The 22773-nt window shown below is 45.1% G+C and carries 23 protein-coding genes; 6 read left to right on the top strand and 17 right to left on the bottom strand.

Translation table 11 applies throughout. The annotated features are described in order from the left end of the window. Positions 1-2: 2 nt before the first annotated feature. From M1D98_RS01685 to M1D98_RS01660, 6 genes are all read right to left on the bottom strand, one after another. Positions 3-1313 carry a phosphoribosyltransferase family protein gene (locus M1D98_RS01685; RefSeq protein WP_326139516.1) on the bottom strand — a complete coding sequence of 437 codons (1311 nt, stop codon included), beginning with the start codon at positions 1311-1313 and terminating at the stop codon, positions 3-5. Further along, positions 1303-2463, bottom strand: coding sequence for an HpcH/HpaI aldolase/citrate lyase family protein (locus tag M1D98_RS01680; RefSeq protein WP_121643694.1), 1161 nt, complete (start codon positions 2461-2463; stop codon positions 1303-1305). The genes M1D98_RS01685 and M1D98_RS01680 overlap by 11 nt, the downstream gene beginning before the upstream one ends. A gap of 61 nt (positions 2464-2524) precedes the next feature. Further along, complete coding sequence (locus M1D98_RS01675) at positions 2525-3298, bottom strand: TerC family protein (protein WP_010331380.1); 774 nt, start codon at positions 3296-3298, stop codon at positions 2525-2527. A gap of 51 nt (positions 3299-3349) precedes the next feature. Then, positions 3350-3928 (bottom strand): TerD family protein, encoded by a 579-nt coding sequence (locus M1D98_RS01670; RefSeq protein WP_010331381.1) that lies wholly within the window; start codon positions 3926-3928, stop codon positions 3350-3352. Positions 3929-3962: 34 nt separating this feature from the next. Continuing rightward, complete coding sequence (locus M1D98_RS01665) at positions 3963-4544, bottom strand: TerD family protein (RefSeq protein ID WP_039075932.1); 582 nt, start codon at positions 4542-4544, stop codon at positions 3963-3965. 23 nt (positions 4545-4567) lie between these two features. Next, positions 4568-5170 (bottom strand): TerD family protein, encoded by a 603-nt coding sequence (locus M1D98_RS01660; RefSeq protein ID WP_010331383.1) that lies wholly within the window; start codon positions 5168-5170, stop codon positions 4568-4570. Positions 5171-5457: 287 nt separating this feature from the next. Here M1D98_RS01660 and M1D98_RS01655 point away from each other — a divergent pair, with 287 nt between their 5' ends. Continuing rightward, positions 5458-6453 carry an LLM class flavin-dependent oxidoreductase gene (locus M1D98_RS01655; RefSeq protein WP_010331384.1) on the top strand — a complete coding sequence of 332 codons (996 nt, stop codon included), beginning with the start codon at positions 5458-5460 and terminating at the stop codon, positions 6451-6453. 38 nt (positions 6454-6491) lie between these two features. On the opposite strand, the gene znuB is transcribed toward M1D98_RS01655, so the two are convergent. From znuB to rapJ, 6 genes are all read right to left on the bottom strand, one after another. Next, on the bottom strand, positions 6492-7334 hold the full coding sequence (znuB, locus tag M1D98_RS01650) for a zinc ABC transporter permease ZnuB (RefSeq protein WP_010331385.1): 843 nt from the start codon (positions 7332-7334) through the stop codon (positions 6492-6494). Further along, on the bottom strand, positions 7292-7987 hold the full coding sequence (gene znuC / locus M1D98_RS01645; protein ID WP_010331386.1) for a zinc ABC transporter ATP-binding protein ZnuC: 696 nt from the start codon (positions 7985-7987) through the stop codon (positions 7292-7294). The genes znuB and znuC overlap by 43 nt, the downstream gene beginning before the upstream one ends. 60 nt (positions 7988-8047) lie before the next feature. After that, the gene (locus tag M1D98_RS01640; RefSeq protein WP_268558654.1) at positions 8048-9040 is read right to left on the bottom strand and encodes a metal ABC transporter substrate-binding protein; all 993 of its coding nucleotides are present in this window, start codon (positions 9038-9040) and stop codon (positions 8048-8050) included. A gap of 181 nt (positions 9041-9221) precedes the next feature. Further along, positions 9222-10913: a glycoside hydrolase family 13 protein gene (locus M1D98_RS01635; RefSeq protein ID WP_121641805.1), complete on the bottom strand. Its 1692-nt coding sequence runs from the start codon at positions 10911-10913 to the stop codon at positions 9222-9224. Between the two features lie 22 nt (positions 10914-10935). Beyond that, entirely contained in the window at positions 10936-11712 is a 777-nt protein-coding gene (locus M1D98_RS01630) for an SDR family oxidoreductase (RefSeq protein WP_121641804.1), read from the bottom strand. Positions 11713-11819: 107 nt separating this feature from the next. Then, complete coding sequence (gene rapJ / locus M1D98_RS01625; protein ID WP_121641803.1) at positions 11820-12941, bottom strand: response regulator aspartate phosphatase RapJ; 1122 nt, start codon at positions 12939-12941, stop codon at positions 11820-11822. A 122-nt stretch (positions 12942-13063) separates the two neighbouring features. Between rapJ and M1D98_RS01620 the strand changes: the two genes are divergently transcribed. Beyond that, on the top strand, positions 13064-13567 hold the full coding sequence (locus tag M1D98_RS01620) for a M15 family metallopeptidase (protein WP_010331392.1): 504 nt from the start codon (positions 13064-13066) through the stop codon (positions 13565-13567). Positions 13568-13573: 6 nt separating this feature from the next. On the opposite strand, the gene M1D98_RS01615 is transcribed toward M1D98_RS01620, so the two are convergent. After that, positions 13574-14929 carry a YcdB/YcdC domain-containing protein gene (locus M1D98_RS01615; RefSeq protein ID WP_435576934.1) on the bottom strand — a complete coding sequence of 452 codons (1356 nt, stop codon included), beginning with the start codon at positions 14927-14929 and terminating at the stop codon, positions 13574-13576. A 186-nt stretch (positions 14930-15115) separates the two neighbouring features. Beyond that, positions 15116-16537: a YcdB/YcdC domain-containing protein gene (locus M1D98_RS01610; RefSeq protein WP_412096118.1), complete on the bottom strand. Its 1422-nt coding sequence runs from the start codon at positions 16535-16537 to the stop codon at positions 15116-15118. A gap of 165 nt (positions 16538-16702) precedes the next feature. On the opposite strand from M1D98_RS01610, the gene M1D98_RS01605 reads away from it, so the two are divergent. Both M1D98_RS01605 and M1D98_RS01600 read left to right on the top strand, forming a co-directional pair. Then, positions 16703-16834 carry a hypothetical protein gene (locus M1D98_RS01605; RefSeq protein WP_128568276.1) on the top strand — a complete coding sequence of 44 codons (132 nt, stop codon included), beginning with the start codon at positions 16703-16705 and terminating at the stop codon, positions 16832-16834. 21 nt (positions 16835-16855) lie between these two features. Continuing rightward, positions 16856-17920 carry a DUF4352 domain-containing protein gene (locus M1D98_RS01600; RefSeq protein ID WP_121641802.1) on the top strand — a complete coding sequence of 355 codons (1065 nt, stop codon included), beginning with the start codon at positions 16856-16858 and terminating at the stop codon, positions 17918-17920. Positions 17921-17958: 38 nt separating this feature from the next. Here the strand turns inward: M1D98_RS01600 and M1D98_RS01595 are convergent, their stop codons facing one another. From M1D98_RS01595 to natA, 3 genes are all read right to left on the bottom strand, one after another. Continuing rightward, positions 17959-18891: an aldo/keto reductase gene (locus tag M1D98_RS01595; protein WP_456279931.1), complete on the bottom strand. Its 933-nt coding sequence runs from the start codon at positions 18889-18891 to the stop codon at positions 17959-17961. A 135-nt stretch (positions 18892-19026) separates the two neighbouring features. Then, a complete protein-coding gene (locus M1D98_RS01590) occupies positions 19027-20187 on the bottom strand; it encodes an ABC transporter permease (RefSeq protein WP_121641800.1) in 1161 nt (386 codons plus the stop codon). Then, positions 20188-20928, bottom strand: coding sequence for a sodium ABC transporter ATP-binding protein NatA (gene natA, locus M1D98_RS01585; RefSeq protein WP_121641799.1), 741 nt, complete (start codon positions 20926-20928; stop codon positions 20188-20190). A gap of 143 nt (positions 20929-21071) precedes the next feature. Between natA and natR the strand changes: the two genes are divergently transcribed. Continuing rightward, positions 21072-21773, top strand: coding sequence for a two-component system response regulator NatR (natR, locus tag M1D98_RS01580; RefSeq protein ID WP_121641798.1), 702 nt, complete (start codon positions 21072-21074; stop codon positions 21771-21773). Positions 21774-21785: 12 nt separating this feature from the next. Continuing rightward, positions 21786-22742: a sensor histidine kinase gene (locus tag M1D98_RS01575; RefSeq protein WP_456279930.1), complete on the top strand. Its 957-nt coding sequence runs from the start codon at positions 21786-21788 to the stop codon at positions 22740-22742. The last annotated feature ends 31 nt before the right edge of the window (positions 22743-22773 follow it).

The raw sequence follows: 22773 nt of genomic DNA, 5'->3' as shown, positions 1-22773 counted from the left end.
GATCACGCCTTTCCTGAGAAAGTGACAATGTGGATATGAGGCACTTCTTTTTCTTTAAACATATCAAAAATCGGCTGTAACGCCTCATCCGAAACGTCCTTCTCCAGACAGAAAAAGACTTCGTCATACGCTCCGGCAGGAAGGTTATAGACAAAATGGCGGACCTCTTCATCTTCCGGATTCATAAATGAATAACCGTTTTGCACGGCATAGCCTTGTTTCGCAACCGGGTGAATCGGGCTGCGCGTGGTAGAGTGATAGGAAACCGAACCGCCAAGTGTTGAGGCGATTTTCATTGGCAGATACATCAGCTCTCCCGTTCCAAGCACGAGCGTTCTTTTGCCCTTCCGATATTGTTCCATGTAAAGCGCTGCTTGTCGGCAGGCTTCGTGAACAGCCTTTCGCTCAGACGGTTTTACACCGAATCGCCCTGTTTCTTTCACGTAAGAATGAGTGTTTGCGGATAGTTCCGGCTGATAAGGAACGGATGTGAAGAAACCCGATAGATCAATGTTCGTTCTGTTTATCGCAGTTCCTTGCAGCTTCGGGCTGTAGTTGTAGGAGGACTCGGACAATGGCACACCCTTAAAGGAAATCCGCCCTGATAATAAAGCAACGGTTGAAATCGTGACGCCTAATTCTCGTTCAGCCTCTGCATATGCCTTCTTATGCTCCTCCGTCCTCCAGTCCAATAAAGACAGGACAGCGTATTCTTTGCGCGGAAATTTGGATTGGATATCCCGAATCATATGTAATGCGGTTTTTCCTGTCGTGATTTCATCATCTACAAGAAGAATCGGACAGCTGTTGTTTATCATATCAGGCTCTGCGTAACACAGCTGATCAGTGGCATGGGAATGCTCTTCCACAAATGTGATCGAAGGCTCTGTGTTTCGAATCTGTTCACGGGTCGTATGGACAAATGACGCATGTTCAATGCAATCATAAACCGCGTGTCCAAGCGCCGTCGCCGTTTCCGCAAACCCGATAACAAGCGGTGCTTCGTTCAATGTAACACGGTGCTTTTGCAGCGTTTGATAAGCAGCTTGAAGCTTGCTTTCCTCTTCTGAAAGAAATCCGTTCAAAATCTCGTTTTTTTCCTTTATCTCCTGTCCGGTTTTCCGTTCGGCGTACTCCAAAGCAAGCAGCCCGGACGCTAAAAGCGGCTTCAGCGGGTGAACCGGAATATGTTTGCCCAGCACTTTGCTGACAAATAAAAAGCCCCTTTTTTTATTCACTCTGGCGGCCATCTCAAATAATGCTTGTTCAGGTATGAAAAGCGGGTTGTCTGTGACCGACAGATCAACCGCCATATTGTCCAATATTTGAAGGGTTTTGCTGTTCATTGAGCAAATCGGTGAAAGATCGGTTTTCATGATACACCCCATAAATTTCTGATTTTAATAAGATTTTTTCAGCCCATTTCATATGAGGCTTGATTTCATTCATTTTGTTAGAAAAATGGCTTTTCATCACGCCGATTGAACCGTTTCCGTGATGAATAATGCTTGACGCATCGAGATAGTCTTCCTTTGTTACGACATACAGGCTGTTCACAATTTTGAGATGGGTCGGATGGATGACCGTTTTTCCGTGGATGCCGTTGGCGATGTCAAGTTCGGTCTCTTTCACCAAACCTTTTATATAATCATTCAGCTCAACTGGCTGGTGTGCCGAAAGCAGATGCGGCTTTTGCGGTGCCTGAAAATACTCCCATACAGGGCCAGAAATGACGAACTCCCGGCCGAAGTAATTGATGATATCTGACATAAAGTCCGCAATCATGCGGATATCATAAATCGTTTGCTTCGGCTTTCTTCTGATGCCGTATAATCCGCATAAATCAGTCGCACCGATCCGCACATTTAAGATCAAATCCTGATGCTGATGCAAAACCATACTCAGTTCAGACAAAGCAGCAGCTCTAGTCTCTTTCATTAACAAATCGGGTGTTTCCAATATCGGCATGCCGTAAAGCGGCACCGTCATGCGACTCGATATGTCTTCAAGTGCTTCAACATAGTCACTGGCGTTTTTTGCTGAGAATTTTGGGAACACAAATCCGGTTAACAAATGGAGTGCAGGCCTTAGGGTATCGGCTAATTGCACCATCTGTTTCGGAGACCGTACGCGCACAAACATAAACGGGAGATGGTCCGCCTTTATCGTGCGGTGCTGGATCGCCTGCTCGATCAACCTTAATTGATGGCTCACATTATGTTCAGCCCGCTTGACCTCATGATCTCCAATCGCATCCTCCAGACAGAAAACAATAGATGATATATCCTCATATTTGCGCTTTGTTATCACCGCCGCTATGTCCGGGCGGGTTGCCGGCATATATAATACGGCCCCCAGTGCGTGCTCAAGTAGCTTCTTAGGCGACTCTTTCGTGACCTGTTTCGGCGCTTGATAAAATACATTTTCTTCTTGATGTGTTGATAAATAGTGAAAATACCGCACACACGTCACCTCTTTTCTGTAACAAAAAAGGAAGGACATCAACCTCCCTCCTTGTTTTGTTTTATTCTTCTTTTGACGCGGCTGTTTGTTCGCGCACTTGCTTTTGTTTGTTGATATAGTGAATGATGAATGTAATGGCAAAAGCAGCGATAATGATAATGAAGAATACAGAGTGCGGCATTTCATAATGGAAGGCACTCCCCGCCATTTTCAGCGCGATAATACCGATTAATACGAATGCTGTATTTTCCAGCTCAGGAATTTTATCAATCAGTACAAGGAAGACTTTTGCCACTGTACGCATCATTAAAATACCAAGCATACCGCCAACCAAAAGCACCCATACTTTTTCTGAAACCGCAAACGCGGCCAGGATGCTGTCCACAGAGAAGGCAAGATCCATCAATTCAACTGAAATAACAGTCGCCCAGAAGATACCGAACGTGCGGACCATCCAAGAATTTTTCTTCATGCCGTCCGTTTCATCTTCTTTTTCACCGATCCAGAAATGCTTAATGACGAGCCAAGCGAGATAAAGCGCGCCGAGCACCTTGATCCACCAAAACTTAATGAGGAGCATACCGAGCCCGATAAAAATAAACCTGAATATATAAGCTCCAAATAAACCATACGTTAACGCTTTTTTTCGCTGTTTTTCCGGCAGGTGCTTGACCATCACCGCAAGAACAAGCGCATTATCGGCCGACAAGAGGCCTTCCAAAACAACAAGGGAACCGATCAGACCCCAGGAAACAGGATCTGACAGCACTTCCCCCCACATTTTCCAATCGAAAAATGAAGCATACGTAGACATGATATGATGTAAAAAGTCCAAGTTTTTTCCTCCTATTAATTGAAAACGGTGACGTCTCTATTTGTCACTCGCTTACACTTGCAAACCGTAATTCCGGCACAACGCAGCCAGCCCGCCGGAAAAACCGCTGCCGATCGCATTGAATTTCCACTCGCCGCCGTGTCTGTAAAGCTCACAAACGACAACAGCTGTTTCAATAGAAAAATCCTCTCCCAAATCGAAGCGAAGAAGTTCATTCTGCGTCTCCTCGTCCACAATGCGCACAAATGCATTGGAAACTTGTCCAAAGTTTTGGCTGCGTGCTTCGGCGTCGTGGATGGTCACTGTGATCCCGATTTTCTCAATGTGAGCAGGGATTTTTGAAAAATCAACGATAATCTGCTCATCATCTCCGTCACCCTCACCCGTGCGGTTGTCACCCGTATGGATGACACCGCCGCTCGGATGCTCAAGGTTATTATAGAAGACGAAATCGAGATCATTCACGCAGTTGTCATGCGCATCAACTAAAAAAGCTGAAGCATCCAGGTCAAAATCGTGTCCGCCGGAGTACTTGTTTGTGTCCCAGCCTAAGCCGATCACCGCTTTTGCGAGTCCCGGATTTGTTTTCGTTAAGTCAATGCGCTGTCCTTTTGATAATTGAATGGCCATACTGCCTCTCTCCTTTCTGCTCTTCGTATTTGTCTTAACCGATTTGCAAACCGTAGTCTGTTGCGATGCGGGCAAGGCCGCCTTGGTAGCCTGAGCCGATCGCCGAAAATTTCCACTCGCCGTTATGTCTGTAAAGCTCCCCTGCAATGATTGCTGTTTCAATAGAGAAATCTTCCGCAAGGTCGTAACGGATGAGCTCTTCATTTGTTTCTTCATTTACGATGCGAACGAACGCGTTTGATACTTGTCCAAAGTTTTGGCTGCGCGCTTCCGCTTCGTGAATGGTGATCACAAATGAGATTTTTTCAATATTAGCGGGCACAGCGCCGAGATTCACTTTGACATTCTCGTCGTCGCCTTCTCCAGCACCTGTCAGGTTATCGCCTGAATGGACGACTGAACCATTGCCGCCTTCAAGCTGGTTGTAGAAAATAAAATCATTTGGAGACGCGCATTTGCCCGCAGCGTCTAACAGAAACACACTAGAGTCAAGGTCGAAGTCATGTCCGCCGTCATACTTATTCGTATCCCAGCCTAAACCGACAACGACCTTTGAAAGTCCCGGATTTGTTTTTGTTAAATCTACTTTTTGTCCTTTTGCCAATGAAATTGCCATGTTTCATCCACTCCTTTTTTCTTTTATACGTATCGGCTGATAATATCTTCTAATCTCGTATCGTTTGTGCCTTCACCGATCGCCGCGAATTTCCACTCGCCGTCCTGGCGGTAGATTTCAGCCGTAATCAGGCTTGTTCTGCCGGCATAGTTGTCTTTTAAATTGTATTTGAGCATTTCTTCATTTTTAGATTGATTGACCACACGGATAAACGCATTTTGAATCATGCCGAAATCTTGTTTTCTTCTGACACAATCGTAAATATTAACGACAAATACAAGCCTGTCGATATTTGCAGGCACTTTCCCCAAATCTATCATAATTTGTTCGTCATCACCCGCACCGTCGCCTGTCAGGTTATCGCCTGTGTGTTTGACACCGCCGCAGCGGCTTTTCAGGTTGCCGAAATAGATGATATTTTTCTTATCGGTGAATTTGCCGTTTTCCAGCATCAATACTGAAGCGTCACAGTCGATATTGGGTCCGCCCCCGCCGAGCAGCTTTCCGAAAAAACCGCCTCCGCCGGATGAAACCGGGTCCCAGCCGAGACCGACCATCAATTTTGATAAGCCCGCTTTTCCTTTTGTTAAATCAATACGCTGACCTTTTTCTAAAGAAATCGCCACACGATTCACTCCTAATCATCAAGATGTGAATATAGTCACATTTATTTTTACGTACAAAGGGAAGATGAGTATGCCGTAAATTATTAATAGATACGTTTGTTATTATAGCAAAGTTTCATAAAAGTTAAGAATAATTGACGAAAATCCTCGAAAAAAACTTCCATATTTGATGTGTTTTTTGCAAATCATATGAATTGTGATTCTAAAACAAACCATTTGACGTGAGCGAGTCATTTTGCCTATTCTTGTGTCACATTCTAAAAAACAGACAGAAAGGAAGCGGCCTTTTGATTCATTTCAGCATACTTGACCAGGCACCTGTTTCTAAAGGAGAAAGCCCTGTGACAACTCTTCAGCATTCGGTTGAGCTGGCCGGATTAAGCGAACAGTGGGGATATAAGCGTTATTGGTTTGCCGAACATCACAGCACGAAAGGACTGGCAAGCACAGCGCCTGAAATCATGATCGCCCGCATCGCGGCACAGACAAACACGATTCGTGTCGGATCAGGCGGCGTGCTGCTGCCCCAGTACAGCCCGTTTAAGGTGGCCGAAACCTTTCGCCAGCTTGAAGCACTGTATCCAAACCGGATTGACCTCGGTGTCGGGCGTTCTCCCGGAGGCACGACAAAAACCCGTCTTGCGCTAACGGACGGGGTGAAAAAAAGCTTAACCGATTTCAACAGACAGCTGCAGGATGTCTCTTATTTTCTCACAGATTCGCTTCCTGGCGGGCATCCGTATGCCGGAATCAAAGCAGCGCCCCTTGTTGACACCGCACCGGAGCTATGGGTGCTCGGTCTCGGAGAAAACAGCGCAAGGCGCGCGGCGCATCAGGGGATTGGATATGTATTTGGGCATTTCATTAATCCCGAGCGAGGAGAAAATGCGTTTCACATCTATCGGGAAAGCTTTCGGCCGTCAGCTCACTTCTCGTCTCCGGCCGCACTGTTTACGATTTTTGTCATTTGCGCAAAAACAGATGAAGAGGCAGAAGAGCTGGCGTTAAGCCAGGATTTATGGCTACTTCGCGTCGGAAAAGGCTTGGACAGCCGCGTGCCGAGCATCGAGGAAGCAAAAACGCATTCCTACACAGAGTCCGATAAAAAGCTCATAGAAGAAAACAGAAAGCGAATGGTGATCGGTTCCCCAAACACTGTCAAACAGCAGCTTTTAGAGCTTACAGACCGCTATGAAACAAATGAAATCATGGTTCTGTGCAATGTGTTTGATTTCGAGGCAAAAAAGGAATCATATGAGCGGCTTGCCGGGCTGTTTCTCTAAAAAAAGCAGTTTTCCCGATGGAAAAACTGCTTTTTGCGTTACCCGCGGCTTTTTTTGCGCAGGGTTTCTTTTTTCATAAACATCCAAACGCCCTGAACCACAAATCCAATCAAAAGCAGAACGATCAAAAGCAGGGTAATAGACGGCCCTGGCGGCGTTCCGAGCTGATAAGATGATGTCAGTCCCATAAATACGCTGAATAACGAAATGAGCACCGCCGTAATAAATACCCACTTGAAGCCTTTTGCAATTCTGATAGCGAATGCTGCCGGCAATACGAGCAGGGCTGATACAAGAAGGACCCCAATGATCGGAATAATGACCGAAATCGCAAGCCCTGTCACGATACTGAATGACATCGACAGAACGTTTGTATTGATTCCTGATGTTTTTGCTGTTGCTTCATCAAACGTCAGCAGGTAGAGCGGCCTTTTGAGTACGATAAAATAAAGCAGGATCAGCAGTGTAATGATGCCGATAATATAGACCTGCTGCTGGTTGACTGTCACGAGCGATCCAAATAGGTATTGATCGATGCTCATAGTGGCGGCGCCTTTTGAAAGGCTGATTAAAAACATTGCGAAGGACAAACCAGCCGCCATTAAGATGGCAATGGACACTTCTGAATATGTCCGGTACGCCCGCCGCATGTATTCGATTCCGATTGCGCCGATGGTTACGACGACGATGCTCGCCGCGGTAATATTGGTGCTAAGGAAAAAGCCGATGGCCACACCCGACAATGAAATATGTGAAAGTGTGTCAGCCATTAAGGCCTGTCTTCTGAGAACGAGATACACTCCTAGTATCGGAGCCATGATGGCGATCATGCCGCCTGCTAGAAAAGCTCGTCGCATGAATTCCAAGTCAAACATTTCCATCCGCCTTTTTCTCCTCTCTCTAATCGAATCACTTTATCTAAAAATTGCTGTACTTCATTTTGTTCGTGAGTAACCATTACCACTGTGCGATTGTGATTTTTCACGAGATGGTGCATAAATTCGTAAAATCCTTTTCTGCTGTCGTAGTCAACGGCTGTTGTCGGTTCGTCCAGCATTAAGAGATCCGGATTGCTGGCAAGCATTCTCGCAATACAGATTTTCTGCTTCTGTCCGCCTGATAGGTCGCCGATTTTCCGATAGCGCAGCTCCCACATTTCCACCATTTTCAATGCTTTTTCCACTTCGATATGATCTTCTTCATTTAAACGTTTGAACCATTTCCCTTTTGTATAGCGGCCTGACTGCACAAGCTCCAGCACCGTGCTCGGAAAGCCGGCATTAAATGAGGAAATTTGCTGCGGCACATACCCGATGGTTAGGCGTTTTCCTTCTGCATTCTTTTTGCTGATCGTCACTGTGCCTTCCCACGGTTTCAGCATGCCGAGCATTACTTTCATAAGCGTCGATTTAGCGGCGCCGTTTGGGCCCGTTATGCCGACAAACTCACCGCTTTCTATATCAAGTGATACTTTATCCAAAACAGGCGTATGGGAATAGCCGAAAACGATATCTTTCAATGAGACGAGATTCATGTCAATCTTCCTTTCTCACAAAGAAATAGTGTGCACCCTCCGGCGCACACTATCTTATGATTAATCTAATAGTGAATCTTTCAGGGCATCGAGGTTTTGTTTCATAATGTCGATATACCCTAACCCTTTATCTTGTTCTTCCTTGCTTAAGCCTTCCAGTGTATTCAACACTTCAGTCTTCGCGCCAAGTTCATTGGCCAGCGTATCTGCTACTTTGGAGGATGCAGCCTCTTCAAAGTAAATGACATTGATGTCATGTTCTTTGGCATACGTTTTTAATTTCGCTAAGTCGGCTGCGCTCGGTTCTTGGTTAGGCGAAAGGCCTGCAATCGGAACCTGCTTCAAACCGTATTCTTTTGCCAAATAGCTAAAAGCTGTATGCTGTGTGATGAATTCTTTCTTCGCCGCTTTTTTTACGGTTGTACGATATAGTTTATCAAGATCCTGCAGTTTTGCAATATATTCTTTACTATTTTTCTCATAGTATTCTTTGTTATCCGGGTCCTGCTTGACAATTTGCGCCGTAATATTTTTTACTTCTTGCTGCGCAAGAACAGGGCTGAGCCATACGTGAGGGTCCATTTCATGGCTGTGGCTGTGCTCATGCTCCTCGTGGTCTCCGTGCTCTTCGTGCTCACCATGCTCTTCATGCTCTTCGTGTTCTTCTTCAGAGCCTTCCATTAAATCAATGCCTTTGCTCGCATTAACGAAAACGGCATGGTCTTGGCCCATGCTTTTTTCAGCGGACGGAACCCAAGTTTCCATGTATTCACTATTATAAACGAACAAATCAGCATCCTGAATGTTGGCAATGTCTTTCGGTGTCGGTTCCCAATCATGCGGTTCAATGGATGATGGAATGAGCAAGTCAACCTCAGCTTTGTCTTTTACGATTTGTTTTGTAAAATCATACATCGGGTAGAAGGTTGTGGCAATGTGCAGTTTATCACTCTTTGAATCCTCCGCCCCTTTTGATGACGAGGTATTGCCGCATGCTGCTACCAATAAAAAGCATGCTGCCATCACAAACAAGCCGCTCCATTTTTTAAACATATCTTATATCCCCTCTTTTTCAGTAACTTTAAATCAAAATGATAACGATTTTGTAATCCTCTATCATAATAAACCGAAGTCATTCCGTTTTGCAAGCGTAAATTTCATTTTGATGTTATTCTTTCCGTCTATAGCGCTACTATATGTACGTAAAAAACCCGGCTGAAAATGCCGGGCTGAGTCATTTGATTGAATTGTCCAGAAGATACACCCTGCTTTCATAAGGCTGAAACACCATTTCATCAGCAAGGTCACCGTTGTTTTTATAGTTGCTGAGAAGCAGGGAGGCCTGAAACTTGCCGCAGCTCTTAGGCCACCTGAAAACAGCTTGCTCTTTTGAAAAGTTATTCACCGACAAGAGCTGTTGTTTGCCATTTTCTCTCATGTACACAAACAGCTGCGGATCATCCGGAAGCAAAAGTTCATAGCTTCCTTTGATGAGATCGGCGTACTGCTTTCTCAGGCTGATCAGCCTTTTATAATAGGTTAAGATGGAATCAGGGTCTGCCTGGGCTTCCTCCACATTGATGGACGCAAAGTTCGGGTTGACCTTCAGCCAAGGCGTGCCGTCAGTAAATCCGGCATTTTTGCCGCTGCTCCACTGCATTGGCGTCCGGGCGTGATCCCGGCTTTTGGCTAAAATTGACCTCATCACTTCTTCTTGATCATTGCCTTGTTCAAACACCCGTTTATGATACATATTGATCGTTTGGATATCTTTGTAATCCTCAATCCGGGTAAACGGCGCGTTTGTCATCCCGATTTCTTCTCCCTGATAAATATACGGCGTTCCCTTCATGAGATAAAGAACGGTGGCGAGCATTTTCGCAGATGCTTTACGGTATTCCCCATCGTCTCCGAATCTGGACACAATCCGGGGCTGGTCATGGTTGCACCAATACAAAGTATTCCAGCCTTCATGTTCAAGCTTCTTTTGCCATGTGGTCAAAACCGACTTTAAATCAGAAAGCTCAAGGGGCTTCAGATCCCAATGTTCTTTTCCGGGCTGCTGGTCAAGCTCCATATGCTGAAAGTGAAAAATCATATTCAGCTCATGCTCATCAGTCCCCGTATATTTCAGTCCTTCCTCCGGTGTGACACTGCCAACCTCCCCGACAGACATCACATCGTACCGGGAAAATACTTCATCTGTCATTTCTTTTAAATAGTCATGAATTCGTTCGCCATTTGGCTGGAAAGGCTTCGGCTCTGCCTGCTGTTTGAGATAGTCCTCATACGAAGGAAGATATTCTTTCTTCGAAATGAGATGGAGCTGATCAATGCGCAACCCGTCGACCCCTTTATCGAGCCAAAATCTCATCATGTCAAACACCGCTTGGCGCACCTCGGGATGTTCCCAATTTAAATCAGCTTGTTTGACGGCATTCATGTGGAGATAATATTCTCCCGTATGCTCCTCGTATTGCCAGACCGGGCATCCGTAGTCAGACACCCAGTCCGTCGGCGGGCCGTTCTTTATGCCGGGGCGCCAATAGTAATAGCTGCGGTATTTGCTGTTTTTGTCCAGCTCAGCTTCTTTAAACCAAGGATGCTCCACCGAAGTATGATTTAACACAAAATCCATCACCAGCTTTAATCCGCGCTGGTGCACCTGATCAAGCAGCTCGTGAAAATCGTCCATCGTTCCGTATGAATCCATAATCGTCCTATGGTCCGTCACATCATAGCCGAAATCAACATTAGGAGAAGGATAAATCGGGCAAATCCAAATCACGTCTGCTCCGAGTTCCTTTATGTAATCAAGGCGGGAAATCAATCCCCGCAAGTCCCCAATTCCATCTCCATTGCTGTCTTGAAAGCTTCTCGGATAAATTTGATAGACCACCGCATCCTTCCACCAGTCTGTTTTCATCCCGCAATCCCCCTGTTTTGTTCTATTCAAACTGAGACGGATAGAGTGTCATCCCGCCGTCGACGAAGAGTGTGGTGCCCGTTACATAACTCGCTTCCTCAGATACGAGCCAAGCCGCTGCTGCCGCCACTTCTTCCGGCTTTCCGAAAGTGTTCATCGGAATTTTTTTCAGCTGTTTTTGCCTGTTTTCCTCTTCTTTTGTATCAATATTTGATTCTGTCGCTATAGTGCCGGGCGCTATCGCGTTGACGCGGATTCCTTTATCCGCATAATTGAGTGCCAGCGTTTCTGTCATCATCTTGATGCCGCCTTTGGATGTGGAATACTGAACGTTTACGGGGCGCGGGATCTGCTGGTGAACGCTCGAGATATTCAGTACATTGCCTTTGATGTTGTTTTTCATCATGTGGCTAAGCGCTGCTTTGGCTCCCAGAAAGGTTCCTGTAACGTTGACATCAATGACTCTTTGCCAATCTTCAAGACTCATCTCATGCGGCATAGCCTCCGTGCCGTTAAAACCCGAGTTGTTCACCATGACATCGAGCGTGCCGAAATGTTCTAAAGCGGTGTCCATGAGCGCCTGAATCCCTTCTTCTTTTGACACATCCGCCTCAACTGCGACAGCTTTCCCTCCGTTATCCTTAATGATGTCCACCGTTTCATCGGCACCAGAAGGGTCACTGTGGTAGTTCACAACAACATTCATTTTCTCCAGTCCAAACCGTTCCGCAATGGCTTTTCCGATGCCTTTTGAAGAACCTGTCACAATCGCTGTTTTTCCGGTTAAATCTTTAAACATAAACGATATCCTCCCCTGATTTTCTATTATGCAGTGGAAAATACCCTATTTTTCCGGGTTGAAAACAGCATAAAAAAAGCAGAGAACAGAAATGTTCTCTGCCTTTTCTATTGAAAACGCTGCTCAGCAAGCTTCTTTTTAATATCCATCAATCTGCGGTAAAAGAAAGCGGCAGACTCATAACGTTCTTGCTGATTGAAATGTTCCGCTGTATCATGCAGCAGTTCTTCTGCATCTGCAAGAAGCTGGCGGGATTCCAGCAGGTCAAAGCATTCTTCAAGCACGTTCCGGTCGCCGCTGCCAAGATAGAGCTCATGAATAAGGCGGAATTTCGTCAAGTACATGTCATCTTCCCATTCAGCAGCGCTCTTGATCCCGCGGTCATACGCCTCTGTCGCTTTTCCGTATTTCCCCTGTTTACAGTAGATATGGGTTAGTGAAAAAACGGATTGAACGGCCTGCTGAAAGCTGTGCTCCTCAAAAATGGCGGCGGCTGTTTTGATATAGCCCTCCGCTTCATTAAAATCTCCTAGACTGTACTTACAGTTTCCGACATTATAATGGGCTGCAGCGATCATATACGCTTCTTCAAGCTGCCTTGCATGATCTAAGGCACTGCACAAGTGTGTGAGCGCCTTTTCATAATGATAGACGTCTGTCAGATTTCCGGCGATAATGAACTCACACTGTACGCGGCGGCGGCCGTACAGCTCATATTTCGTATAGATATCAAGCGCCTGGCTTGCATAATTCATGGAAAAATACGTTTGTTTGATGTGATAATACACTTCTGCAACCTTAAAAAGAAACTCGGCTTTTTCGATTTCATCCTCGACATACTCGAGCTTTTCCTCGGCATGTTTGTAATGGTCAATGGCTATGATAAAATTTTTCTGCTTAAATTCGTACATCCCTCTGAAATAATAAAAGTAGTATTCCAATAAGCCTGTGAGTTTTTGCTGATTGCTTTCAATTTCGTTCAGCATATCAGAGAACGGAGGCTTGGTGTCGCTGTCTTTCACCGGCATCAGCTTATCCAGCATGATTCGATGCCGGAATTCCATCAAAGAAAAATATAATAGCAAGTCCTGATTTTCTTCCATGTCTTCTAAATCGTATTCGATCTCCTGCTTTAACACTTCTGCTTGATCTGCTTCAAATGCGCGAATGAGCTTGTACCATTCGTTTAGCTTTACTGCTACTTCCTCAGATGGAATTTTTGCTCTCATCGGTCTGCCTCCTTCCTCCAGATACTATTTATGTTATATTTTATCATAGCTGTTCTCTTTTAGAGAGAGTCAATCGCTTAAAAGCGAAAACATTCAGCACATCATGAGAAAGTGAGACCGATATGAAATTATCCGCAAAAATTTCTGTTATCTTATGTATTCTGTTTCTTCTTGATCTGTGTTTTAGCTATATACGAAACGAATGGCATTCTCAAAACGCTCTCCAGGATATGCCTGTCCCTTCGGATCTTCATCCGATTGTGAAACAAAATGCCGAGGCCCTCAAGGCCGCAGCAGCGAATAAAGGCATTCACATTGTCATTACAGAAGGATTTAGGTCCTTTGAGGAACAAGACGAATTATATAAACAGGGACGCACAAAAAAAGGGAATATTGTCACCTATGCAAGAGGAGGGGAATCGTATCATAACTATGGTTTAGCCATCGATTTCGCCCTGCGAAAAAAGGATGGCAGCATCATTTGGGATATAGAATATGACGGCAATCAAAACGGTCAATCAGATTGGCTGGAGGTTGTCGAGATTGCCAAAAAGCTCGGTTTTGAGTGGGGCGGGGACTGGAAACGATTCAAAGACTATCCCCACTTGCAGATGATTCCTGACTAGACACCCTCACAGCCTTTTCTTTTTCCTTATGTTCGCATCAATATAGGAAGGATAAACCGGTTGATATACAAGCTTGTAATGCTGCACACTGCCTGCTGTAAAATCAGGCTGCCATACCAGCTTCACATCAAAAGCGGCTAAAAATGTTTCTCTCGCTTCTTGGGCTGACACATCCGGCCTGTGATTGATTGTTTGTAATTGTTCAGGATCAATATCCGGCGCCATAAAAGCATCTATCATTCCAGTTTCCGGATTGACAATGATCCGGGCAGCGCCGAACCTCAGCGGCACTCCTTTATACCAGACAGAGAAATGGTTTCGGACTCTCCCTCTTTCATCAATGAGGACGGGATTCGCTTTGAAAAACTCAGCCGCTCTAGGATAGAGCGCATACAAAAATTGAAGCGCTGTCCTTTGGCATTCTTCTATTGAGCATTGGCGTGTGGTCCGCTGTTCCATAAAAGAGATCGCTGCTTTTAATTTTCCTGTTCTTTTATCCGTTTTTATTTTGATTGTGTTTTTATTTCTCGTCTCAAAATAACTCCCTATGCTTAAATCCTTCCGCTCCGGCGCGTCTCCTTTGCGCCATGTGCTTCCCATTTCTTCCCCAAAGTCCTTTTCACTGACTTTCTGCATATCAGAGGTGAAGCCGAGCATGGTGTATATATCGATTTCGCCCGTGTTCTGAAGCGGCGGCAGGGGCGCCCCGTTTTCTATTCTCTCATCAGCGATATGCTGGTCGGGAACGATTTCGTCAACATCGGCGGGATAGCTGTACCCTGGCAGAATCGGTTCATACAATAACCTTGGTGCCTGTTCGCCGTCTATGACATCGTACATCAGCTGCAGGGACATTGTATTTACGTAATGCGACACAACCTTCTCTTTTGCTACAAATTCCTTAGGGACTTTGGCTTTATGCTCTTCTCCATAATATAAAAAATGGACAATCTGTCCGCTTCGTGTCATATCAATCAAAAAGCCTGAATTGGGAAGCGGTAGCCCCATTTCCATTTTGGCATATATAAAACGGATGTACTGCCCCCGTTCTTCCTTGCCCTGAAAATGAAATGTCATAAAGGTGCCGGGATGGTTGGCAGCAGCAAATTGAAGAGCCATCAGCTTCAGCTCGGCATCCGGGAGCTTTTTGTCCGCCTCGGAGCGAACGGTTGTTGAAAAGGTGAGCAAAGCGCCGTCATTTCCAAGTTCGATTGTAATATGCTTTTCAGGATCTTCAGGGTCCTTCCAGATGAAGTACGCCTGCCCCTTTTTCTTTTGGCCGTAATCTTCTATCTCAAGATCATAATGCGGCGGTACATTCCCGATCTCTTGCGCCTTCTTTTTCAGCTGTTTATTCACCAATGAAGTCATCCTTTCAAAAGAGTCTACGACAAAGAGAATCCTGTTTATTATATAAAAGGACCCTTCTTCATTTAAAGTGAAGAAAGGTCCTTTTCTATTATTGTCTTTATTCTCGAAGATTCTTTCTGTTACTTTCATCACACTTCATCTTCTATATATGCGGCATTTGTGCGGCTTTTCACTGTTTTACCATAAACTCATCACTGGCTCTCCTGTATGGGCTTCGATAAAACGCGGATACATCGGCTTGTAGACGAGCCGGTAGCTGTTTTCTTCATCATCTCGGTATTCCCTCTCCCAGCCAAGCTCAACTTTAAAATGCTGCCAGAAGATTGCCTTCGCCTGTTCTGCTGAAATGGCCGGAACCAGTTGAATGGGTTCCAGCTCCTTCGGGTCAATATCCGGCGCCATATAAGCGGTAATGTGTCCTGTCTGGCGGCTGACGCAGATTCTGGTCTGCCCAAACCGGAGCGGCACTCCATGACAGTGCGCATCAAATGTAAAACCAGCGACTGCGTTTTCCTCTTCATCCGGTTCGTCGTACCTGATCTTAAAATATTGATCGGCATTCGGAAATAAAGCAAATAGGAAGCGAATCGCGATTTTTTCGCACTCTGCCTCAGGTACTGTCAACGGCCCTTTTCTCTCCATAAACGACATGACACCTTCGAGTTTTCCGGTCTCTTTGTTATGGATGGTTTTCAGCATTTGATGAAACCGGCCTCGAAACCAGCTGTCCATGCTTTTATCCGCCGGCTCATATACAGGATCAGCCGGATTCCGCCAAACGGTTCCGATTCTCCCGTCTCCCAAATCGGCTTCCCGCTCTTTGACAAACTCTTTTTCGATGCCGATCATGCTGCCGAGATCAGCCTTTTCGTAAATGCCTTCGAATAAAGGGAGGGGAAAACTTTCACGCTCCCTGTCATCGTCATCAATCGCCCGTTCTTCTAGAACCAAATCCGCGGGTACGGTGATGGCTCTGCATTCAGGCTCATACACCAAATGCGGCTGATCGTCTCCGTTTTTGTAGACAGAGCGATGGAGAACCTCAAACAGGAGAGTGACATCTGCACTTTTCTTGAAATAAGCCAGTGCTTCTTTTTCATCTGCGACCCGTTCCGGTTTCATTATGTTCCCCGCTTTCCCGTAATACCGAAAGTACACCACCTCCCCTGATAAGGAGACATCAGCCATAAAACCGCTCATAGGAAGCGGCATCCCGTCTTCCATTTGAACATATGAAAACCTTACTTTATCATCATATGCCTCATCGTTTTCTTGACGGACGAAAGCATTCGGAGCCTCCGCATAATGAAAGTTCACGAACTGAATCAAGATATTTTCTATTTGGTCTTCAGACAGCTTCTCATCGCTTTCAAGCTCAACATCTCGAGAAAGTCCTTCCAGCTGTCCGTCGGGTCCAAGCTCTACGATGATCCCTTTGTTTTCATCCTGCGGATCTATCCAGCAAAAATACGCCCTTTTCTGTTCATCTCCATAGTCTTCAATTTCCAGTTTATACTGCTGCGGCACACGACCTATTTCCAGTGCTTTTTGTTTTAATTGCTCTTTTCTCACCAAGACAACCCCTTTCTTCGTTCGAATATCACTCTCTGAATGATCTGAAAGTAATAGTCTAAAATACACAAATTTCTGAGTTTACCAGTTTTACCAGAACATTTTTCACCAAAAATAGGTTGATGAACCTATTCAATATCAAAGCCAATAATCTTAAAATTAATCACGTTGTAACTTTTTATAGGTCCATTTATAACAAAGAAGGGCGGAGTTTCCAAAAAATCCGGTGAAAACCGTGAGAAAAGAACTGATTTTTTTGGTTATAAAATGCTATTCCATTCAAAAAGATCCATTTCTCAAAGACAAAAGACTCTCCCGCCCTAAACGATTTAAGGAGGAAAAAGAATGTTTCAGAAAAAAACGTACGCTGTTTTCTTAATTCTTCTGCTGATGTTGTTTACAGCAGCTTGTTCCGGAAGCAAAACAAGCGCAGAAAAGAAAGAGTCAGAAACAGAAAAAAGCTCAGATATAGCTCAAGTGAAAGTCAAAGATGTCTCTTATACACTGCCGTCTAAGTATGATAAGTCCACTTCGGATGGCCAGCTCGTGTTAAAGGTCAATGTCGCTGTGAAAAACACAGGGAAAGAACCGCTGAATGTAGACAGCATGGATTTCACTTTGTACCAAGATGATACCAAAATGTCTGACACAGACCCTGAAGACTATAACGAAAAGCTGCGCAGCAGCACGATTAACGCTGATAAATCAGTTGAAGGAAGCCTTTTCTTTGTGGTAGATAAAGGCGAGAAATACGAGCTTAACTATACGCCGGAATCTTACGGTGATAAAAAGCCAAAATCAATTACTTTCAAAATTAATGGAAAAGACAAAAAAATCCTTGCGACAGCAGACCAGCTCCAAGACTCTGCCAAAGCACTATCGGCTTATGTTGATGTCCTTCTTTTCGGTAAAGACAACGCTGATTTCGAAAAAATCACCGGTGCCAACAAAAATGAAATTGTAAATGATTTCAACGAATCAGCCAAAGACGGGTATCTCTCAGCTTCCGGCCTTTCCAGCACATATGCGGACAGCAAAGCGCTTGATAATATCGTAAACGGCATTAAAGCGGGATTAAGCAAAAACTCTTCCATTCAGGCAAAAACAACTTCAATCTCAAAAGACGAAGCGATTGTTGAAGCCACAGTTAAACCTGTAGATGCATCTTCTCTTTCAGACCGCATCGAAGACAAAGTGAAAGACTACTACAGCAAAAATACTGGCGCAAGCTATGAGGATGCTGTGAAATACGCGCTTCAAGTATATCCCGAGGAATTCAAAAAGCTTGGGCCAGCTTCATCTGAAAAAACGGTTGAAGTGAAAATGAAGAAAAATGACATCGACCAATGGCAGCTTGATTTGGACGACTACAGAGCAGCGGAATTAGTCGAAGCATTCATCAAAGAATAAAACACCAAAGGAAATAGCCATCGCGGCTATTTCCTTTTTTATGTGAATATCCTGCTGATAAATTCCACTTCATCTTCAGTCAGTTCAATGTTCAAGGTTTCCAAGTTATCTTTCAACTGCTCCGGATGTTTAGCGCCTGGAATGATGGCGTCTATCGCTGGTCTCGTTAACAGCCACGCCAAGGCGACATGTGCCGTCTCCGCTTGTTTTTCCTCCGCCACCGCTTTCAGCTTTTCTACTTTTCTAAGATTGTGAATAAACGTTTCCCCCTGAAATTCCGGCTTATCCTTTCTGAAGTCATGAAAGACCGTATCCTTCGTGAATTTACCTGTCAGCAGTCCGGACGCGAGCGGAAAATAAGGAATAAAGGAAATGCCGTGTTTTTCACAGTATGGAAGAATCCCCTTCTCAGCATCACGCTGAATGAGAGAGTATTCTGCCTGGAAGACCTCCAAATAGCCGTCTGCATTAAATTCCTGCAGCTGCTGATCATCGAGGTTCGAAGCGCCGATCGCTTTGATTTTGCCCTCATCCTTCAACTCCTTCAGCGTGCCTGCCACCTCAGCGAGAGGGGTTTTGCCATCAGGGAAATGAACATAATACAAATCAATGCAGTCTGTTTTCAGCCGCTTCAGGCTCTTTTCCACTTCGCCGCGCAGAAACTCACGGCTGTTGTCTAATTCAATGCTGCCACCCGCTTCTTTATGGGCCCCTTTAGTGGCAATGATGAGCTCATTCCGCACGCCGCGTGACTGCACAACTTCGCCGATTAATTCTTCAGAACGCCCCAATCCGTATATAAAGGCGGTATCGATAAAGTTGACGCCGCCATCCAATGCTGTGCGCACCAAATCTTTCCCTGTCTCATCATTCAGATTTGGAAATAGATTATGCCCGCCGACCGCATTCGCGCCGAATCCGATCCGCTTCACCTGCAGCTTCGTCTTGCCAAGTGTACGTGTTTGATCCATTGTTCCTTCTCCTTTGAAACCAATTTTGATGAAAAATAGGGCAGGGTCACTTTCTGTATTAGATATCCTTTTTCTATTTTCCTTCTTTTTTCAGGATATACAAAAAGGAGAAAGTGTATTTCTCCTTTTGCAAGTTTATTTTGGCAGAACCCATTTATCCTTCAAGAAGAAGGCTCTGGCCAGTAAAAAGAATATGGCGATGAGCACGGCGATGGTTCCTGCCGTGTATAGAATGGCAGCTGGGTCAATTACCCCGAATAAAAGCTGTTTGAATAAAGCGTGCAGGTTCAGAAACGGGATGACAAAGTATGGTAAATCAAATTGGTTCGGTGCCTTGCTGAAGATGAAGAACATCGGGAACACAGGCAGAAAGACGACGAGAGACATATAGCTTTGCGCTTCTTTTACCGAGCTGGAAACAATGCTGATAAAAAGCTCCAGCGCAGAGATCAGCAATGCAGAAAGCACGATGATTATGGCAGAAGCGCCGAGCACGACCCACATATGATCTCCCAACTGGAAGGCGGTTCTTAAATTTTCTGTAAATAACACGGAGGACAAAATCAAAAACACCAGAGATAATACGCCTGAAGCAATTCCAAAAGTGGAAACCGCCAGCCACTTGCCGACCAGCACTTTGTTTCTGCTGACTGGCGTCAACAGCAGCGCCTCAATCGATTTCCGATCCTTTTCCCCAGCCATGATATCAAGAGCAATCGGCATTGCGCCAGAAACAATAGATGTAAGGATCAGCATGGGCAGAATGGCAGAAATCATAATAGCGGAATCCCCTTTCTCCTCATCCGCTTCCTTTTGCTGAATCGTAAATGGCTGAATCACCGATTGATCAATGCGCTTATTTGTTAAACGTTTCTGCACAATTTCATTTTTGTACTGATCTAAAGCAGACTGCACAAGCTGCATGGCACTTAACGAGCCTTGATCGATTGAATTGCCGTAAATATCGATCTTAAAAGGTGTCATGCTGTTGACATATGAGTCGAACTCTTTCGGGACGTTCAGGTACACATCTGCTTTTCCGTCATCAACCGCCTCTTCAGCCTTTGGAAACGTTTTTACGCTGATCTCGTCAATTGCATTAAGCTTGCTTTCCAGTGCTGGCGGCAGCGCATGGCCGACAGCCAGCGTGTACTCCTCTCCTTTGTCGGACAGTATGCTTTCATAAAAGAAGACAAGCCCAAGCATCGTAATCATCGGCACTAAGATTGTGAGTAAAAGCGTTTTTCTGTCGCGAAAAGCGTCGATCATTTCTTTTTTATAAATATGGCTCAGCATTTAAGAAATCCCCCTGACAAGCTTAGACATAAAGATGTAATTCAAATCCTTGCTCCGCTCGCTCTCGTATAAAGATTCAAGCGTTCCCCGGTAAATTACCTCTCCGCTGTGAATCATGATGACACTGTCACAGAGCGCCTGCACTTCCTCCATAATGTGGCTTGAAAACAGAATGGTTTTTTGTTCTCTTTTCAGCTGCTGGATGAATTCGCGGAAGATGTTGCTTGATGTAATATCAAGCCCTGTTGTCGGCTCATCAAATAAAATGATGTCCGGATCGTGAATCAGTGCTCTGGCAATGGCAACTTTCTGCCTCATGCCTTTCGAAAAACCGCCCACTCTCCTGTTCATATAATCGCGCATGCCGAACCGTTTCGATAAATCTTCTATTCTTGCTTTGATTTCATGGCGGTTTAACCCGTACAGCCGGCCGAAATATTGCAAGTTTTCTTTAGCGGTCATCCGGTCGTAAAGTCCGGTTTCCCCTCCGAATAAGACGCCGATTCTTTTTTTTACCTCGGCCGGCTGCTTGACCGTGTCAAAGCCGGCTACAGTGATAGCGCCCTGTGATGGTTCAAGCAAGGCAGCAATCATTCTCAGCATCGTGGTTTTGCCGGCACCGTTTTCCCCGAGAATCCCGACGACTTCTCCTTTTTGAATGGTTAAGCTTACATCTCGCACCGCTTTGACTACTTTTTTCTTATCATGAAACCTGCGGCTGCAATCGGTCAGTGTAATCATGTCATGATCTCCCTTTTCGTTATTTCTAGTAATGACTATATACGAAATGATGGATTTGTTGGATAAAGTTGTCGCGAAGAGTTCTTTTTATGTCGTGAAATGGGATAGAATAAAGATGATTCTATGTAACTAGGGGAATGATAATGGTAAAAGTCGGACTTGTCGATGATTATCGAGTAGATTTAGAGAAACTGGAAGCGATCGTATCTAGAATACAGGATGTCGAAATGGTCTTTTCGACCGATTCAGCGGAGGAGGCCTACAGGCGGGTGAAGAACGGAGACATTGATCTGCTGCTTGCCGATATCGAGATGCCTCATATGTCTGGTTACGAGCTTGCTGATTTGATCAGATCCCATTCGCTTGATGTGGATGTGATTTTCGTGACCGGAAACGGCGGCTATGCAGTCCACGCCTTTGACCTGAACGTCCATGATTATATTATGAAGCCGTACCACGCCGACAGGCTGAAGGCTTCTTTCGACCGTTATGCGAAAAAGAAAACGGAAACGAGCTTGAATGGGCGGATTTTGATCAAGCAAAAATCTGAGATGCACGTCCTGCAAAAGAAGGATATCATTTTCGCAGAACGGACAGGACGCTCGACGACGATTGTGACAACCGCCGAAGAGGTGCAGACATATCAAACATTAAATGATATTAAAGGCGACCTGCCTGAAAAAGATTTTCTCCGTTCACACCGTTCCTTTATTATCAACATTCATTACATAAAGCATTTTTCGGCTTATACAAAGCATTCGTTTACGGTTGCTTTTGAGGGAACGCCTAAAAAAGCGATGATCACCAAGCAGCAGCTTGATTATTTTCAAAACTACTATTTTTGAGGAGTTCGGAACGTGATTACCTTCTTTCAATGTCTTTGCTTGTTTTCATTTAGTTTCATATTTTATCTGGGAGCTGCTGCTCTATCGAACAGTATGGCTGTCTCTTTGCTCTCAGCTGCTTTAGGCGCGGCGGCGGCAGGTTTGTACCTCTGGAAAACGAAGCGGATGTGGAATCGCTGTTCTCTCCAGCTTTGTTCGTGGATTGCCGTGATTCAGGTGATGTCAGCGGCAGCTGTGCTGATCGGCGCTCCCATACTGCCGATATTGTTTTTGATTGTGATATTTGCAGCGTGTGAGGCGGTCCGTATCGAACAGTCTGCCTCGTTGGCTGGGCTTTCTGATCAAATTGATAAACTGACGCAAGCTGAACAGCACGCCAATCGAATGCTGATGGATGTCAGAAGCCGGAATCACGACACGATGAAGCATATAGCAGCGATCCGTTCAGCGAAGTCTCATGCAGATACACAAGCATATATCCAAATCTGGTCGAACCAGTACAGTCAATATGACCGTTTTTTGAAAGGAGAGAATGCGTATGTTGCAGGGGTGCTATATGATTTTCTTGAAAACGCACATGCTTCAGGCGTGAAGGTTTCGCTGCATATGCATACACCGCTTTCTTCACTTCCATTTTCATCCGCTGATCAAGTCAGCATGATCGGGAACGTATTGGAAAATGCGCTCGACAGCGCGGCGGAGGCCCGAGAAAAAGCGGAGATTAAGCTGGAAACCTCGCTGCGCAGCGGGCTTTATGTGCTCATTTGTGAAAACAGCACGCCCGGCATGGACCAAAAAGTGCTCGACACACTGTATCAATCATTTGGCCGTTCAACGAAAAGCGGCGCTCATAAAGGCATGGGCACGTATATCATTCAAAAACTGGTGAAAAGCGCTTCCGGCAAATTGGATTTTACCTACCGCCACCCTGTCTTCCGGTTAGAGATCAAGATTCCGTTCCAGAAATAAAAAAACCTTGAAAAGCCCGGCTTTTCAAGGT

Source organism: Bacillus sp. K7, from assembly GCF_053903245.1.
Note: the sequence above shows the minus strand (reverse complement) of the source record. Positions and strands in the feature narration are given on the sequence as shown.